Source organism: Saccharopolyspora sp. NFXS83 (assembly GCF_026241095.1).
Lineage (GTDB): Bacteria > Actinomycetota > Actinomycetes > Mycobacteriales > Pseudonocardiaceae > Saccharopolyspora_C.
The window spans coordinates 52,855-70,328 of record NZ_JAPFGB010000032.1 but is presented as its reverse complement, the minus strand read 5'-3'; the positions used below and the strand labels follow the sequence as shown (position 1 = coordinate 70,328).

The window sequence follows — 17,474 nt, the reverse complement described above, 5'->3', positions numbered from 1 at the left end:
CGCCACAACCCCCCACCCCAACCACCGAGGCAGTGACCAGCGCCGGCCCCCGGCGCAACCCGGAAAAGGGCGGGCGGAGCCACGCTCGCCTTGCGGCCGAGAGCCGTGCCTTGATGCGCGAAGCGCATAGCCCACGTCGAGAAGCCGACCGCCCACCGGTTCTCAGCCGGTCTCGCGAGGACGGTTTTTCCCTCGTGGCGGAGCCACTGGGGAAAAGGTCCCGCAGCGGGAGACCGGCTGAGGTTCCCCCACCCGACCACCGCAGAGAAACGACCCCAGGTGGTTCTCGCCACCCAGCCCGGGTCTCAAGTCGAACGGCGGGCTAGTCTCGCGCTGCTGTCCGGTACCCGAATGCGGGACTGGAACGGTTGGGAGGACGACGTGGCGATGTCTGCTGGACCTCGGCTGCGGGTCGGAGTGGTGTCCGCGGGCCGGGTCGGTGCGGTGCTCGGGGCGGCGCTGACGCGCGCCGGTCATGAGGTCGTGGCGGTGTCCGCGGTGTCGGACGCGTCGCTGCGCCGCGCGGAGGAGCTGCTGCCGGGTGTGCCGGTGCGCCCGCCCGACGAGGTCGCCGACGCGGCCGATCTGATCGTTCTCGCGGTCCCCGACGACGTGCTGCCCGGTTTGGTGCGCGGCCTGGTCGCGACGAACTCGCTGCGCTCCGGGCAGATCCTGGTCCACACCTGCGGCGCGCACGGCGCGGCCGTGCTGGAACCCGCCGCTGAGCTGGGAGTGCTGACGCTGGCGCTGCACCCGGCGATGACCTTCACCGGCCGGGCCGAGGACGTGGAGCGGCTCGCGACCGCGTGCGTGGCGGTGACGGCACCGGAGGACGAGGCGGCTTGGAACGTCGGCGAGGTGCTCGCGCTGGAGCTCGGCGGCGAACCGGTCCGCGTCCTGGAGCGGTCCCGGCGGCTGTACCACGCGGCCCTCTCGCACGGCGCGAACCACTTGATCACCTTGGTCGACGAAGCCGCGGACCTGTTGCGGCAGGCGGGGATCGAGATCCCGGACCGGGTGCTGGCCCCGGTGCTGTCCGCGTCCTTGGACAACGCGCTGCGGTTCGGCGACCGGGGTCTGACCGGCCCGGTGTCGCGCGGCGACCTCTCCACGATCCGCGCGCACCTGGGTTCGCTGCGCGCGACGGCGCCGGAGATGGTGGCCGGGTACGTGGCGATGGCGAAGCGGACCGCGGACCGCGCCGAGAAGGCCGGTCTGCTCGATGCCCGAACGGCCACCGAAGTACACGAGGCGCTCGACGAGGAGCAGCGATGAGCACAGCCGAGAACGTGGGCGCGGGCCCGGGCTACACCGCGCGGGAGCTCACGGTGCACCGCCGCCCGGCGGAGCTGGCGAAGGTGACGCGCGCGCTGCGCGCCACGGGCCGCCCGATCACCTTGGTGCCGACGATGGGCGCCCTGCACGAAGGGCACTTGGAGCTGATCCGCGCGTCCCGCAAGGTGCCCGCCGCGGTGACCGTCGTGTCGATCTTCGTGAACCCGCTGCAGTTCGGCCCCGGCGAGGACCTCGACCGCTATCCGCGTTCGTTCGAGGCCGACTTGGAGCTGTGCCGCCAGGAGGGCGTGGAGCTGGTGCTCGCGCCCGAACCGGCGGACATGTACGCCCCGGACCGCCAGGTCGGCCTCACCGCCGGTGATCTGGGGGAGCAGCTGGAGGGCGCGAGCAGGCCGGGGCACTTCGACGGGATGCTCACCGTCGTCGCGAAGCTGATCGGCATCGTGCGCCCCGATTTGGCGCTGTTCGGGGAGAAGGACTACCAGCAGCTGGTGCTGATCCGCCGGATGGCGCGGGACTTGAACTTCGACAGCCGCATCCAGGGCGTGCCGATCGTGCGCCAGGCCGACGGGCTGGCGCTGTCCTCGCGCAACGCCTACCTCTCCGATGAGCAGCGGCAGGCGGCGCTGGGGTTGTCCGCGGCGATGGCCGCCGGGGTGCACGCGGGCTCGGCGGGCCCGGACGCGGTGCTGGCGGCGTCGCGCGCGGTGCTGGACTCCGAGCCGCTGGTGCGGGTCGACTACCTGGAGCTGCGGGACGTCGAGCTCGGCCCGGTGCCGGAGTCCGGCGAGGCGCGGCTGCTGGTGGCGGCGAAGGTCGGCGACACCCGGCTCATCGACAACGCGCTCGTGCAGCTGGGCCCGGCGCCGGAGTGAACGCGCGGCGCCGCGATCGGTGCGCGCCCGAACCACAGGTACAGGCTTCGAATTCCGACCGCTCCGGGCGGTGGGGGAGGTAGTCCGCGATGTTCCGCACCATGCTCAAGTCCAAGATCCACCGGGCGACGGTCACCCAGGCCGACCTGCACTACGTCGGGTCGGTGACGATCGATGCCGAGCTGATGGACGCGGCCGACCTGCTGGAGGGCGAGCAGGTCACCATCGTCGACGTCACCAACGGCGCCCGGTTGGAGACCTACGCGATCACCGGTGAGCGCGGGTCCGGGGTGATCGGCATCAACGGGGCCGCGGCGCACCTGGTGCGGCCGGGCGACCTGGTGATCCTCATCGCCTACGGCGTGATGGACGAGCTGGAGGCGCGTTCCTTCCAGCCGAAGGTGATCTTCGTGGACGCCGACAACACCGTGCTGGAACGCGGGGTCGATCCGGCCACCGCGCCCGAGGGGTCCGGTTTGTCCAGCGGAGCCGCCACGGCTCAGCAGGGGGCCGAGACCGACGACGCCGCCAAGCTGGACGCGCTGCTGGCCGCGCCCGAGGCCTGACCGGGCCCGTGCGCTCCGAAACGGGGAGGTAGCCGGTGCTGCTCGCGCTGGACGTCGGCAACACGAACATCACCCTCGGCCTGTACGACACCGAGTCCCAGGACTCCGGGGGCGGCCTGGTCCGGGATTGGCGGATGCGGACCGAGCCGCGGATGACGGCCGACGAGATGGCGTTGACGGTGCGCGGGCTGCTCGGCGAGCACGCCGAACGGATCACCGGCATCTCCGCGCTGTCCACCGTGCCGTCCTTGTTGCGCGAACTGCGGGTCATGCTCGGGCGCTATTGGGACGGCGTTCCGCGCGTCGTGGTGGAGCCGGGGGTGCGCACCGGTGTTCCGCTGCTGGTCGACAACCCGAAGGAGGTCGGCGCGGATCGGGTCATCAACACGTTGGCGGCGCACCACCTGCACGCGACGAACTGCGTGGTGGTCGATTTCGGCACCTCCACGAACGTCGACGTCATCTCGGCCAAAGGCGAGTTCCTCGGCGGGGCGTTCGCGCCGGGAGTGGAGATCTCGCTGGACGCGCTGGCCTCCAGGGCCGCCCAGTTGCGCAAAGTGGAGCTCACCCGGCCCCGTTCGGTCATCGGCAAGAACACCGTGGAATGCCTGCAATCGGGGATCCTCTACGGCTTCGCGGGCCAGGTGGACGGCTTGGTGCGGCGAATCGTCGCCGAACTGGAATCGACGCACGGCGGCACGGCGGTGGTGCTGGCCACGGGCGGTCTGGCGCCGCTGGTGGTCGCCGAATCCCAGACGATCACCCATCACGTGCCCGATCTGACGTTGCTCGGGCTGCGGTTGGTCTACGACCGCAACTTCCGCTGACCTCCCTTCTGGGAGAGCCGGCTCGCCGGAGAACCGCCCGTCCGGTTCTTTTTCGCGTTGCGTCGTTCCCGCTCGGCCGGGTGGCGGTGGGAAAGCGGAATCCCGATGCCGGATGTCGTTAAGCGCTCACGACTAGTCGTCCGCGCCGCGGTCGATACTTCTTGTCGGCTTGCCGGGAGAGCGGGATGCGGCGGTCGAAGAGTCAGCGGCGACCGAGGTCCCGGGCGGTGAGTCCGCACTTTCTGCTTGCCGATGAGTGCGGAATGTTGTGGACCCGGAGTGCGGGAATGTCCGGGCGGCACCGCAGATGTAGTGCGCCGGAGTGCCTAACGCGGTGCTCGATCCGCTTCAGCCGGACGTCCGGAATGACCCGATCCGGGGAGACTCCTAGGTTTTTCCTCGGCGGGGTGAGTGCGTTTGTGGAGTGGCTGCGCTAACCTGACCGTGACAATGTTCGGTGAAGGCTTCGATGACGGCTATTGTTGGGCACTGTCTAACTCTGTCGAACTCCATCAGGTCGGTCGTGGGACGGCTCGAACACTGCCGTCTCGAGCACCGGCCGACGAACCCGGCAGAAGGCCGAAGGGCTCACTGCAAGGTCGACCGGAGTGCCCGGTGGGCGCGCTCGGATTGGGCGGCTCCGCCGGGGAGTGCAGTAAGGGCAGTCGGTGTGGCCCGGGACGGAGGGGCCGGACCCGGGAAGCTCTCGGCAGAGCGGTCTCGGCAGAGTCACGCCGTCATCGGCGTTTATTGCGGAAACTCCGGGGAGGACTGCCATCATGGCGCAGAAGGTTACGGTCACGCTTGTCGACGATCTCGACGGCGGTCAGGCTGATGAAACGGTCGAGTTCGCGTTGGACGGCGTCTCGTACCAGATCGACCTTTCCAACGACAATGCGAGCGAGCTGCGCGACGCGCTGTCGGGCTACGTCTCCAGCGCTCGTCGCGCGGGAGGCCGCAAGAAGCCCGGCCCGCGTCCCGCCGCGGCCGGTCGCGCCGCGGGCGGCTCCACGAGCGCGGATCGGGAGCAGAACCAGGCCATCCGGGAATGGGCCCGCAAGCGCGGCCTGAAGGTCTCGGACCGGGGCCGGATCCCCGCGGACATCGTGGACCAGTACCACAAGGCGAACTGAAGCCGCACTGACGCGATCAGGGGGTGCCGGGATTCCCGGTGCCCCCTGCGTCTTGTTCGGGGTCGTTCGCGGATCTCCGGCCCGGAACACTTCGTGGCATCGGCGCGCGCACTGCGTTGCGGAGTCGTCGATCTACGCGTGGTCACCGAACGCGGACATCCGGATCCCTGTCATCGCCGGCCGCCTTCGCGCGATCAGATCCGCTGCGCCGGATGCCGCATCCCGAATCTTCCTTCCAGCCGCACAGGGGCGGATGTTCGCGCGCACCAGGAATGCTGATGGCCGCGCCGTGCGCGGCCATCGTTCGCAGATCGGATTGTCACCTTCGGTGTTCGTGCCGGGCCCCGTTTGTCGCCCCGGTCGGTTTTGCCGCTCGGGACGTTTGCCGCGGCCGGGGATGATGTTCCGCGCGCGTTCTGCGCCGGGGGTCGTTTTTCGCGCGGTTCCGGGGCCGGACTTCCGACGGCGGGGCGTCGACGTTTTCCGCGAACACCCGCCCACCGCCCGGGGTATCCCGCCCACCGTTGCGGTGAAATCGCTGCGGCGGGTGTTACGTGAGCGCGTTTCATGAGCCTCCGTTCCGTTCGGCACTTACCGCCGGGATTTCATCCTTCGCGAGACCAGGTGCGCCGCAAGATTGCCGTCGCGCTACTGGCGATCAGCGGTACGAGCTAGGGAAATCCCTCGGTTGATCCGTTTCGGAATCGATGCTGATCGACTGGAAACGCGTTCTCGGTCGCCCTGGGGCGCACCGGAGTGATGAGCGGAACGCTCATCGCCTCCCGCGAACCGGTCCGTCCCGCAGGGGCCGTCGGTTAGCCTTAGGGCGGCCTAACCTAACTTCGAGGCCAGTGGCGGACCGGACGAGCGGGGAGTGGGACCTTGAGCCGCAGCGGAACCGTCGGGAGCCCGCCCGGCACCGAGCGCGAGGCCGCGCCGGAACCGGCGTCCCGGCTGGGAGCTCGCCGCAGACGGAGGCTGCTGGGCCTGGCAGTGCTGTTCGGCGTGCTCGTCGCCAGTTGCCTGCTCAGCACCGCGATCGGGGCGAAGTCCATCCCGCTCGGCGACGTGTGGAGCGCGCTGGTCGCCCCCGCCGGCTCGGAGAACTCGCTGATCGTCTGGGACCTGCGGTTACCGCGCACCGTCGTCGGCGTGCTGGTCGGCGCCGCGCTGGGGCTCGCGGGCGCCCTGATGCAGGGCCACACCCGCAATCCGATCGCCGACCCCGGCATCCTCGGCATCACCCAGGGCGCGGCGCTGGCCGTGGTGCTGGCCGTGTACTCGTTCGGCATCAGCAGCCTCTACGGCTACATCTGGTTCGGCTTCGCCGGTGCGCTGCTGGGGGCGCTGGCGGTGTTCGCGATCGGCTCGATGGGCGGCGCGGGCGCGACCCCGGTGACGCTGGCGCTGGCGGGCATGGCGATCAGCGCCCTGCTGCAGGCCTTGACCTCGGCGCTGGTGCTCAGCGACCAGGAGAGCCTGGACACCTACCGGTTCTGGAAGGTCGGCTCGATCGCCGTCACCGATCCCGGCGTGATCTGGCAGGTGCTGCCGTTCATCGTGGCCGGACTGGTGCTGGGACTGGCCAACGCCTCCGGCCTCAACGCGCTGGCGCTGGGCGAGGACGTCGCCCGCGGGCTCGGCCACCGCGTCCAGTGGACCCGGCGGCTCGGCGTGCTGGCGATCGCGGTGCTGGTGGGCGCGTCCGCCGCGGTGTGCGGGCCGATCAGCTTCGTCGGGCTGGTGGTGCCGCACATCGCGCGGTACTTCACCGGCGCCGACCACCGCTGGCTGCTGCCGTTCTCGGCGCTGCTGGGGTCGTCGCTGGTGCTGCTGGCCGACGTCGTGGGACGGATGGTCGCGCGGCCCGCGGAGGTCCAGGTCGGGGTGATGCTGGCGGTGGTCGGCGCCCCGTTCTTCATCGCGTTGGTGCGGCGCAGGAAGCTGGTGCGGCTGTGACACAGGTCCTCGACGCCCCTGAACGAGTGCCCGGCCGGTCGCCGCTGCGGCTCGGCCGCGTCTCCGGGGTCTTCCGGATGCGCCCGCTGCTGGTGCTGCTCGGCGGGCTGGTGGTGCTGCTGGGCGGCGTGCTGCTCGACATCGGCCTCGGCGAGTACCAGCTGAGCCCGGGCCAGGTGCTGGTCACCCTGTTCGGCGGCGGTGACTACGCCGACCAGTACGTCGTGTTCGGCCTGCGGATGCCGCGGGCGCTGACGGCGGTGCTGGTGGGCGCGGCGCTGGGCTTGGCGGGCGCGATCACGCAGGCCGTGGCGCGCAACCCGCTGGCCAGCCCCGACATGCTCGGCATCACCTCGGGCGCGGGCGCGGCGGCGGTGCTGGTGATCGTGTTCGGCGGCACCGCGGGCGCGCTGGGCGGCCTGGCGGAAGCGGTGGGCCTGCCGGTGGTCGCGCTCGTCGGCGGCCTGCTCGCCGGGTTCGCCATCTACGGGCTGGCGTACCGGGGCGGCGTCGACTCGTACCGGATCGTGCTGGTCGGCGTGGGCATCACCGCGCTGGCGGGCAACGCCATCTACTGGCTGCTCACGGTCGGCGACGTCAACGACGCCGGGCGGGCCATGGTGTGGCTGACGGGCAGCCTCAACGCCCGCGGCTGGGACCACGTGGTGCCGACGGCGATCGCGCTGGCGGTGCTGCTGCCGCTGACCTTGGTGGGAGCGCACTCGCTGGGCGCGCTGCAGTTCGACGACGACACGGTGCGCGGCCTCGGCGTGCGGGTGAACCTGGCGCGCGGCGTGCTGCTGCTGGCGGCCGTGGTGCTGGCCTCGATCGCGACGGCGGCGGCGGGCCCGGTGCAGTTCGTGGCGCTCGCGGCACCGCAGATCGCGCTGCGGCTGTCCCGGTCCTCGCGGCCACCGCTGGTCGCGTCGCTGGTGTTCGGCGGCGCGCTGGTGGTGGCGGCCGACCTGCTGTCCCGGACGGCGTTCGGGGCGGCCGAGATGCCGGTGGGGATCGTCACCGCGATCTTGGGCGCGCCCTACCTGATCTACCTGCTCATCCGTCGGTACCGGGAGGACCGCGCATGACCTCACCCGTGTCCACACCCAGCCAAGTGGTGGGCGCCGAGTCCGCCTCCTCGCGGCGGCGGCTCCAGGGACGGGAGCTGCGGCTCGCCTACGGCGATCGGGTCGTCGTCGACGGCCTGGACATCGACGTGCTCGACGGCACCATCACCGCCGTCATCGGCCCGAACGGCTGCGGCAAGTCCACGGTGCTGCGCGCGCTGGCGCGGCTGCTGCCGCCGAAGGGCGGGCAGGTGCTGCTGGACGGCGAGCGGATCCACAAGATGCCCACGAAGGAGGTCGCCCGCGTGCTGGGCCTGCTGCCGCAGTCGCCGCAGGCACCGGAGGGCCTCACCGTCGCGGACCTGGTCGCGCGCGGCAGGCATCCGCACCAGTCCTGGTACCGGCAGTGGTCCTCGGACGACGAGCGGGCGGTGGCGGAGGCGCTGGAGCTGACCGGCATCGGCGATCTCGCCGAGCGCGCCGTCGACGAGCTCTCCGGCGGCCAGCGCCAGCGAGCCTGGTTGTCGATGGCGTTGGCGCAGGGCACGGACCTGCTGCTGCTGGACGAGCCGACGACGTACCTGGACCTGGCGCACCAGGTGGAGGTGCTGGACCTGATCGGCAGGCTGCACGACGACAGCGGCCGGACCGTGGTGATGGTGCTGCACGACCTGAACCTGGCGGCCCGCTACGCGGACCGGCTGGTGGCGATGCGCGACGGCGCCATCGTCGCGGAGGGCGCGCCGGGCGACGTGCTCACCGAGGAATTGCTCGCCGACGTTTTCGGATTGAACGCTCGGGTGATCTCCGATCCAGTGGCCGGTACTCCGATGGTGGTACCTATCGGTGGCAGAGCGAAGTCCAGCGTGCGAGATTAGATCGGCCGGGGACACCCGAACGGGTGTGCTGGCCCTGCGGGAACGGGCCTTGTTCGCGCTGAGCGGACATCGGCCCGCGATCGGGTCCGGATGGAATGTCGCAGGCCAGCAGCTCGTTGGACGGTAAGCAAGACGGCGAACGGGTGCAGCGGGCTACCAGCGGGTCCGGACTCCGCCGGGGTGCGGCTACTACAGTGGACCCCAGAGTGCTGAACCCATCGCGGGCATCGGCGAGCAGGAGCCGTGTCCCGGTACAACACCGCCGGCGCAGCAGTCAGGGAGTGCGAATGTTCGAGAGGTTCACCGACCGCGCGAGGCGGGTGGTCGTCCTGGCCCAAGAAGAGGCCCGGATGCTCAACCACAACTACATCGGCACCGAGCACATCCTCCTGGGCTTGATCCACGAGGGTGAGGGTGTCGCCGCTAAGGCGCTGGAGTCGCTGGGGATCGCGCTGGAAGGCGTGCGGCAGCAGGTCGAGGAGATCATCGGCCAAGGCCAGCAGGCCCCGAGCGGTCACATCCCGTTCACCCCACGGGCCAAGAAGGTGCTGGAGCTGTCGCTGCGGGAGGCGTTGCAGCTCGGCCACAACTACATCGGCACCGAGCACATCCTGCTCGGGCTGATCCGCGAGGGCGAGGGCGTCGCCGCGCAGGTGCTCGTCAAGCTCGGCGCGGACCTGAACCGGGTGCGCCAGCAGGTGCTGCAGCTGCTCTCCGGCTACCAGGGCAAGGAGCCCGCTGAAGCCGGCGGTCGTGGTGAGGGCACTCCGTCGTCGTCGCTGGTGCTGGACCAGTTCGGCCGGAACCTGACGCAGAGCGCGCGCGAGTCGAAGCTCGACCCGGTCATCGGCCGGGACAAGGAGATCGAGCGCATCATGCAGGTGCTCTCGCGGCGCACCAAGAACAACCCGGTGCTCATCGGCGAGGCGGGCGTCGGCAAGACGGCCGTCGTCGAGGGCTTGGCGCAGAAGGTCGTCAAGGGCGAGGTGCCCGAGACGCTGAAGGACAAGCAGCTCTACACGCTGGACCTGGGTTCGCTGGTCGCCGGTTCCCGCTACCGCGGTGATTTCGAGGAGCGCCTGAAGAAGGTGCTCAAGGAGATCAAGACCCGCGGCGACATCATCCTGTTCATCGACGAGATCCACACCCTCGTCGGAGCGGGAGCGGCAGAAGGCGCCATAGACGCCGCGAGCATCCTCAAGCCGATGCTGGCCCGCGGTGAGCTGCAGACCATCGGTGCCACCACGCTCGAGGAGTACCGCAAGTACGTCGAGAAGGACCCGGCGCTGGAGCGCCGCTTCCAGCCGATCCAGGTCGGCGAGCCCTCGCTGGAACACACCATCGAGATCCTCAAGGGCCTGCGCGACCGGTACGAGGCGCACCACCGGGTGTCCATCACCGACGGCGCGCTGGTCGCGGCCTCGACGCTGGCGGACCGGTACATCAACGACCGCTACCTGCCGGACAAGGCGATCGACCTGATCGACGAGGCCGGCGCCCGGATGCGCATCCGCCGGATGACCGCTCCGCCGGACCTGCGCGAGTTCGACGAGAAGATCGCCGACGTGCGCCGGGACAAGGAGTCGGCCATCGACGGCCAGGACTTCGAGCGCGCCGCGCGCCTCCGCGACGAGGAGAAGACGCTCCTCGGGCAGAAGGAGGAGCGCGAGACCCAGTGGAAGGCCGGTGACCTGGACGTCGTCGCGGAGGTCGACGACGAGCAGATCGCCGAGGTGCTGGCGAACTGGACCGGCATCCCCGTCTTCAAGCTCACCGAGGAGGAGACGACCCGTCTGCTCCGCATGGAGGACGAGCTGCACAAGCGGATCATCGGCCAGGACGACGCGGTCAAGGCCGTGTCCCAGGCGATCCGCCGCACGCGCGCCGGGCTGAAGGACCCGAAGCGCCCGTCGGGCTCGTTCATCTTCGCCGGTCCGTCCGGTGTGGGTAAGACGGAGCTGTCGAAGGCGCTGGCGGAGTTCCTGTTCGGCGACGACGACGCGCTCGTGCAGATCGACATGGGCGAGTTCCACGACCGCTACACGGCGTCGCGGCTGTTCGGTGCCCCTCCGGGCTACGTCGGCTACGAAGAGGGCGGTCAGCTCACCGAGAAGGTCCGCCGCAAGCCGTTCTCGGTGGTCCTGTTCGACGAGATCGAGAAGGCCCACCAGGAGATCTACAACACGCTGCTGCAGGTGTTGGAAGACGGCCGCCTGACCGACGGTCAGGGCCGCACGGTGGACTTCAAGAACACGGTGCTGATCTTCACCTCGAACCTCGGGACGCAGGACATCTCGAAGGCCGTGGGCCTCGGCTTCTCCGCCGGTAATTCGTCCGAGTCGAACTACGAGCGGATGAAGTCCAAGGTCAACGAGGAGATGAAGAAGCACTTCCGTCCGGAGTTCCTGAACCGGATCGACGACGTCATCGTCTTCCACCAGCTCACCGAGAACGAGATCATCCAGATGGTCGACCTGCTCGGTGGTCGTGTGGAGAAGGCGCTGCGGGGCAAGGACATGTCCCTGGAGATGACGACGAAGGCGAAGAGGCTGCTCGCCAAGCGCGGCTTCGACCCGGTGCTGGGTGCCCGGCCGCTGCGCCGCACCATCCAGCGCGACATCGAGGACCGGTTGTCCGAGAAGATCCTGTTCGGCGAGATCGAAGCCGGCCAGATCGTCATCGTGGACGTCGACAACTGGGACGGCGAGGGCAAGGACGACGAGGCGGTGTTCACCTTCCGCGGTGAGCCGCGTCCGTCGACCGTGCCGGACTCGCCGCCGGTGGACCTGGCGTCCTCGGGCGGTTCCTCGGACGAGTCGTCCTCGCAGGACAACAACTCCGACGAGTGACCCCGGATCGTTGATCCGACCGCGGCCCCCGCACTCCGGTGCGGGGGCCGCGCGTGTTCGGGCCTGGTTGTGTTCAGCCCGGAGAGATCGGTCGACTGGTCCGCCTAAAGGTCAGCCCCGGGTGCGAACCTCTTCCTGGGCGGCGGGCGTGCTGCGCTGCTCCGACAGCTGCGGCGGCTTGTGTCCCCGCCAGGCGTAGGTGCCGCCGTCGATGAGCCAGTCGACACCGTCCACGAACAGGGCCTGGTCGCTGGCCAAGAAGCACACCAGGTTCGCGATCTCGTCCGTCGTGGCCAAGCGGGAGACGAGCGTGCTCCCGACGATCTCGCTGCGTCGGGCCTGCTCGTCTTCGGCGGAGGCCATGTAACGGGCCACCATCTCGGTCTCGGTGGTGGAGGGCGAGATCGCGTTGACCCGGATGCCGTACTCGGCAAGGTCGAGGGCGAGGTTCTTCGTCAGCATCGTCAAGCCGCCCTTGCTCGCCCCGTAGGCGAGGCAGTTCGGGTATGCGGCGACTGATGCCGCGGAGCCGGTGTTGATGATCGTGGGGTGCCGGGAACTGGCCTTCAGATACGGCAACGCGTGCTTCGAGCACAACCACGGCGCCCTCAAGTTGATCGCGATGACGTTGTCCCAGGTCTGCTCGCTCATGTCCTGCAGGGAGGCTTCGGCGGACAACGACACGTCGGTGATGCCCGCGTTGTTGTGCAGTACGTCGATGCCCCCGTACAGCTCCGCGGCCCTCGTCATCAGGTACCGCACCTGTTCGCCGTCGCGGACGTCGCAGCGGATGAACGTCGTCGCACCGCCAGCCGAGTTGATCTCTTCGGCGACCTGTGCGCCTGCGGCGGCGTCGGTACCTGTGATGACCACGTTGGCCCCCGAGCGGGCGGCCATTCTCGCGGTGGCGGCTCCGATGCCCCTGGTTCCACCGGTGATCACGAACGTTCTTCCTGACCAGTCGTACCCCATGCTATTACTCATTTCGGATTAGCCCGATCGGTATTTAATTGCCGCGCGATTGCGGTGAGCGACGGCCACGAAACTATCCCGAAAAGTTCCGATATTGCTAGCTTTGGCCAAATAAAGACCTGGTCACAGCTTCATCGGTCCGTTGCTGCTGAACACTTGGGGTGATTACGCGGTTGTCACCGATCGAACGCGACCATTTGCATTGGGTATTAATTGGGTAGACGCGCTACCGCACATTGGGCGCGAGAATGCGAGGGTCGATCCGCCCCGACGATTACTCTTCGTCTCGGCGCCGAGCTGGTGTTTCATGACGCCGACGCCGGGGACGGCGACGCGCAGTGAGCACGCGCGGGCGCCCGTTCACCGCGCTTCATCGAGGGTGCGGTGCTCGGCGTCGGCGGTGCTGACGATGTCGGTGCTCATCGCTCGCCACCGGGCCGAGCGGGCGACGCTGCTGGACCTCTCCGGCGTCCCCGACGATCAGCGTCCGGCGGCGACCCCGTAGGTCAGCGAACGCGGGGAATCTGTCGGGTCGCCGCCTCGGCGGGGTCGATGCGGGGGAACTCTTCGGTGATGTCGTCGGCCAAGTCCTGCTCGCGGCGGTTGCGCCGGATGCGGGTGATGATGAAGTAGCCGATCGCCACCACGACAGCGCCCAGCACGACCTTGGACACGACGCCCGCGTACTGCTCGACGAGGTACCAGTTCTCGCCGAGGAGATAGCCGGCCACCACGAACAGCGTGTTCCAGATCAGGCTGCCCAGGCCGGTGAACAGGACGAAGGTCGGCAGCGGCATCTTCTCCACGCCAGCTGGCAGTGAGATGAAGCTGCGGAACAGCGGGATCATCCGGCCGAGGAACACGGCCTTCACGCCGTGCTTGGCGAACCAGGCCTCGGTGCGATCCACGTCGGCGACCTTGACCAGCGGCAGCTTCGCCGCGATCCGGTGCATCCGCTCCCGGCCGAGGGACGCACCCAGCCAGTAGAGCACCAGCGCGCCGACGATCGAGCCGATCGTCGTCCACAGCACCGCCGAGACGATGTTCATGTCGCCCTGGCTGGCGGTGAATCCGGCCAGCGGCAGGATCAGCTCGCTGGGGATCGGCGGGAACACGTTCTCCAACGCGATGATCAATCCGGCGCCCGGACCGCCGAGGGTCTCCATCACGCTGACGACCCAACCGGTGAACCCGGTCGGCTCGGCGGCGGCAGCGGCCAGTGCGGTCGAGTTCATCGAGGCTCCGAACGATCGTCGAGGGGTCTCGGCAAAGCGGGCACCTCACCAGGAGGCGCCACCGCCCGGCCGCACATCGGGCGGCTGAGCCGAACGGCCAGGTCACGGACCCGTGGTGCGCTCGGCGTCGGCCGCCGAGCGCCACCGTGCGGTATGTCCGGTTGTTCCATGATTCCAGGCCGCGCCGGTGTCGCGCCGTGTGATCCTCATCGCGTGCCCATGCGCTGTGGACAAGTCGGCTTCCTGTGGATGAAACCTGTGGACAACTGGAGGGATCATCCCTGCTTTCCCGGCCGAAGGCCCTCGACGCGGTTCTTGGGAACGGGTTGTCCTCAGGTGGGCGAACGCCTGTTGATCGGCACCTTTGGCGGCGTGGCCAGGGGTAACGATGCGATGTCGGCGAGTGGGGACGTGGACATCGAGTCCGGGACGGGAGTTGTCCACAAGGTGAGGACAGATCCGGGCCTGCCGGGCTCAGGCGCGCACCTGTTCCGGCGGTGGACTCTGCGAAGCTGGGCAGGTGCGAGTGGCGATGCTGGGGCCGTTCCGGCTGCGTGCGGCCGACGGCCGACCGGTCGAGGTCGGCGGCCCGCGCGTGCGCACCCTGCTGGCCAGGCTGGCGTTGGACGCCGGGCACGCCGTGCCCACCGAGACCCTGATCGCCGACCTGTGGGGCGCGCAGCAGCCCGCCGGCGCGCTCAACGCCTTGCAGTCCCTGGTGTCCCGGGCGCGGCGGATCGCCGACGTCGCGCAATCCCGCTCCGGGACCGCGGGTTACTCCCTGCCGCTCGACCGCGACGAGATCGACGTGCACCGCTTCGACAGGTTGGTGGCATTGGGCCGCGCGCGGCTGCGCGCCGGTGACCTCGCGGCTGCGGGCACGACGCTGCGCGAAGCGCTCGCGCTCTGGCGCGGCGCCGCGCTGGTCGACTTCACCGACTCCCCGTTCGCGGCCCCGCACGTCGCGCGGCTCGACGAGACGCGGCTGGCCGCGCTGGAAGAGCGCATCGACGCCGACCTGCGGCTCGGCGGGCACGACGAGCTGATCGCCGAACTGGACGGCCTCTGCGCCCGCCACCCGCTGCGCGAACGGCTCACCGCGCTGCGGATGCGCGCCCTGCACGCCGCGGGCCGCCGCTCCGACGCCCTCGCGGCGTACGAGGCGCACCGGTCGGAACTGGCCGACCGGCTCGGCGTCGATCCGGCCGCCGAGCTGAGCGAGCTGCACGCGACCCTGCTGCGCGGCGGCCCGCACCCCGGCTCCGCCCGCGCGACGGGACCGGCCGACCGCGCCGAACCCGCGCCCCAGCACACCGGTCTGCCCGCGCGGCTGAGCAGTTTCGTCGGCCGCGAGGACGAGATCGCGCAGGTCGACGCGGCCCTCGGCCGCTCCCGCCTGGTGACCCTGTTCGGCCCCGGCGGCGCCGGCAAGACCCGCCTCGCGACCGAGAGCGCCGCCGCCATCACCGACCGCCGGGTGTGGTTCGTCGAACTCGCCCCGGTGCGCGACGGCAGCGACCTCGCCTCCGCGGCGCTGGCCGCGCTCGGCATCCGCGAGACCCGGCTGCTGGAGGCGCAGCACACCCCCGGAGCGGCGCGCCTCGCCGACGTGCTGGCGGCCGAACCGGCCGTGCTCGTCCTGGACAACTGCGAGCACCTGATCGACGACGCCGCCGGCTTCGTGCACGAACTGCTCGGCAGGTGCCCCGAGCTGCGCGTCCTGGCCACGAGCCGGGAACCGCTCGCGCTCACCGGCGAGGAGCTGCTCCCGGTCGGCCCGCTGGCCCTGCCCGGCGACGGCGCCGACCCCGCCGAATCCGCCGCCGTCCGGTTGTTCCTCGACCGGGCGAGCTCCGCCCGCCCCGGTTTCGCGCTCACCGACCGCACCGCGGCCGACGTGGTCGAGGTGTGCCGCGGGCTGGACGGCATCCCGCTGGCCATCGAGCTCGCCGCCGCCAGGTTGCGATCGATGAGCCTGCCGCAGATCGCCGAGCGCCTCGACGACCGGTTCCGGCTGCTCACCGGCGGCAACCGGAGCTCGATGCCGCGGCACCGCACACTGCGGGCCGTCGTGGAGTGGAGCTGGGATCTGCTGACCGGGCAGGAAAGGCTGCTCGCCGGGCGGCTGGCGGTGTTCACCGGCGCGGTCCGCGCCGAGTCGATCTCCGCGGTCTGCGGTGACGGGGAGCTGCCCGCCGCGGACGTGTTCTACGTGCTCTCGTCGCTGGTGGAGAAATCACTGGTGGCCGTCGTCGAATCGGAGCAGGGCACGCGCTACCGGATGCTGGAGACGGTGCGGGCCTACTGCTGGCAGCGCTGCGCGGCCGAGGTCGAGCCGGAGCGGGTGCGGGCCGCGCACCTGGCGCACTTCTTGGCGCTGGCCGAAGAAGCCGAGCCGCGGCTCTACGGGCGGGACCAGATCGACTGGATGGATCGGCTCGACGCCGACCACGACAACCTGCTGGCCGCGCTGCACTGGGCGGTCGAATCGGGCGACGCCGACAGCGGGCTCCGGCTCGGCGCGGCGCTGGCCTGGTACTGGTCGATGTCCGCGCTCGACGACGACGCCGCCGCTCGGCTCGCGGCCGTCGCCGCACTGCCCGGTGAAGCGTCGCCGCAGGCCAGGGCTGTCGTGGGGCTCGGCAGGATGGTGGCGGACACCGGTGAGGGCTGGACGGACCGGGTCCGCGCCGCCGCCCGAGCGGCTCGCGAGACCGACGCCATGGCGCGCTACCGGCACGCGGGCCTGCTGGAGGCGGGGGCGTGGCTCATCGTCGGCGAGTTCGACGAGGTGCGCCGCGTGATCGAGCGCGCCGAGGCGCACCCGGACCCGTGGGCGCGGGCTTCGGCGATGTTCGGGCGGGCGTTCAGCGCGGAGCACAGCGGTGACCCCCGCGCCGCCGAGGAGCACATGCGCACGGCCGCCGAGGCGTTCCGGGAGCTCGGCGACCGGTGGGGCAGGGCGCAGACCGTCAACAGCCTCGCCGGGTTCCGCTCGCTGCGCGGTGACCACGCGGGCGCGGTCGAGGTGCTGGAGGAGTCGGTGGACGCGATCCGGCAGCTGCGTTCCCAAGCGGACCTGGCGCCGATCATGCTGCGCATCGGGATGGAGCGGATCCGCGCGGGAGAACTCGAACAGGGCCGGGCCGACCTGGAGCAGGCCCGCTCGATCGCGAACCGGACGCGGCCGTGGTTCGCGGTGTGGGCGCTGGGCGGCCTGGCCGAGCAGGCGCGGTTGTCCGGCAGGCTCGACGAGGCCGAGCGGCACCTGGACGAGGCGGATCGGGTGCGGGTGGACGAGCACGAGCTGTCGGCGTTGCGCCACGTGCTGCTGCTGCACCGCGCCCGGCTGCTGCTCGACCAGGAGCGGCCGGGGGAGGTCCCGGCGCTGCTGGCCAAGGCGTTGGTAGGCGGCTTCGGCACGCGCGACATGCCCGCCGCCGCGGCCGTCGCGGAATGCGCGGCCCGCTGGCGCCTGGATGCAGGCGATCCGCGAGGCGCGGCCCGTTGCCTCGGCCTCGCCGCCGTGCTGCGCGGCGTCCTCGACGAGGGCGACCCCGACGTCCGCCGAGTCCGAGCCGCCCTGCGGCGAACGACCGGCGAGCACGCGGCGGCGTTCGACTCCGGAGCGGCCCTGGACCGCGAAGCCGCCGTCGCAGACCTCCGCGCGACGCTCAGCACCGCCTGACGCCAGCCCGGTCGATCTTCGTCCCGTCGGCGGCGCAGCCGCTGAGCGGCGACCACCGGAGCAACCGGCACCGCCGCGGGTTCTCAGCGGGATGCTCGCAGCGAGGATCCCGCTGAGGTTCCACCACCTCAC

The 17,474-nt window shown here is 70.6% G+C and carries 12 protein-coding genes; 10 read left to right on the top strand and 2 right to left on the bottom strand.

Annotated elements, in window-relative coordinates; translation table 11 throughout:
• Window positions 1–387 precede the first annotated feature (387 nt).
• The 9 genes from OOZ19_RS26115 (at window position 388) to OOZ19_RS26075 (ending at window position 11,447) form a co-directional block, all read left to right on the top strand.
• Entirely contained in the window at window positions 388–1,275 is an 888-nt protein-coding gene (locus OOZ19_RS26115) for a Rossmann-like and DUF2520 domain-containing protein (protein ID WP_266092807.1), read from the top strand.
• A complete protein-coding gene (panC, locus tag OOZ19_RS26110) occupies window positions 1,272–2,171 on the top strand; it encodes a pantoate--beta-alanine ligase (protein WP_266092806.1) in 900 nt (299 codons plus the stop codon). The genes OOZ19_RS26115 and panC overlap by 4 nt, the downstream gene beginning before the upstream one ends.
• 89 nt (window positions 2,172–2,260) lie before the next feature.
• Window positions 2,261–2,737 carry an aspartate 1-decarboxylase gene (gene panD, locus OOZ19_RS26105; protein WP_266092805.1) on the top strand — a complete coding sequence of 159 codons (477 nt, stop codon included), beginning with the start codon at window positions 2,261–2,263 and terminating at the stop codon, window positions 2,735–2,737.
• Between the two features lie 35 nt (window positions 2,738–2,772).
• Entirely contained in the window at window positions 2,773–3,564 is a 792-nt protein-coding gene (locus OOZ19_RS26100; RefSeq protein WP_184483513.1) for a type III pantothenate kinase, read from the top strand.
• Window positions 3,565–4,343: 779 nt separating this feature from the next.
• A complete protein-coding gene (locus OOZ19_RS26095) occupies window positions 4,344–4,697 on the top strand; it encodes a histone-like nucleoid-structuring protein Lsr2 (RefSeq protein ID WP_184483511.1) in 354 nt (117 codons plus the stop codon).
• An 882-nt stretch (window positions 4,698–5,579) separates the two neighbouring features.
• Window positions 5,580–6,656 (top strand): FecCD family ABC transporter permease, encoded by a 1,077-nt coding sequence (locus tag OOZ19_RS26090; RefSeq protein ID WP_266092804.1) that lies wholly within the window; start codon window positions 5,580–5,582, stop codon window positions 6,654–6,656.
• The gene (locus OOZ19_RS26085) at window positions 6,653–7,741 is read left to right on the top strand and encodes a FecCD family ABC transporter permease (RefSeq protein ID WP_266092803.1); all 1,089 of its coding nucleotides are present in this window, start codon (window positions 6,653–6,655) and stop codon (window positions 7,739–7,741) included. Before OOZ19_RS26090 ends, OOZ19_RS26085 begins: the two co-directional genes overlap by 4 nt.
• The gene (locus tag OOZ19_RS26080) at window positions 7,738–8,598 is read left to right on the top strand and encodes an ABC transporter ATP-binding protein (protein ID WP_266092802.1); all 861 of its coding nucleotides are present in this window, start codon (window positions 7,738–7,740) and stop codon (window positions 8,596–8,598) included. Before OOZ19_RS26085 ends, OOZ19_RS26080 begins: the two co-directional genes overlap by 4 nt.
• 287 nt (window positions 8,599–8,885) lie before the next feature.
• Window positions 8,886–11,447, top strand: coding sequence for an ATP-dependent Clp protease ATP-binding subunit (locus OOZ19_RS26075; protein WP_266092801.1), 2,562 nt, complete (start codon window positions 8,886–8,888; stop codon window positions 11,445–11,447).
• Between the two features lie 111 nt (window positions 11,448–11,558).
• Here OOZ19_RS26075 and OOZ19_RS26070 read toward each other — a convergent pair whose 3' ends face one another.
• Together OOZ19_RS26070 and OOZ19_RS26065 are read right to left on the bottom strand one after the other, a co-directional pair.
• On the bottom strand, window positions 11,559–12,419 hold the full coding sequence (locus OOZ19_RS26070; RefSeq protein ID WP_266092800.1) for an SDR family NAD(P)-dependent oxidoreductase: 861 nt from the start codon (window positions 12,417–12,419) through the stop codon (window positions 11,559–11,561).
• A gap of 506 nt (window positions 12,420–12,925) precedes the next feature.
• A complete protein-coding gene (locus tag OOZ19_RS26065; protein ID WP_266092799.1) occupies window positions 12,926–13,654 on the bottom strand; it encodes a DedA family protein in 729 nt (242 codons plus the stop codon).
• A 520-nt stretch (window positions 13,655–14,174) separates the two neighbouring features.
• On the opposite strand from OOZ19_RS26065, the gene OOZ19_RS26060 reads away from it, so the two are divergent.
• Window positions 14,175–17,342 (top strand): ATP-binding protein, encoded by a 3,168-nt coding sequence (locus OOZ19_RS26060; protein WP_266092798.1) that lies wholly within the window; start codon window positions 14,175–14,177, stop codon window positions 17,340–17,342.
• Window positions 17,343–17,474: the final 132 nt, after the last annotated feature.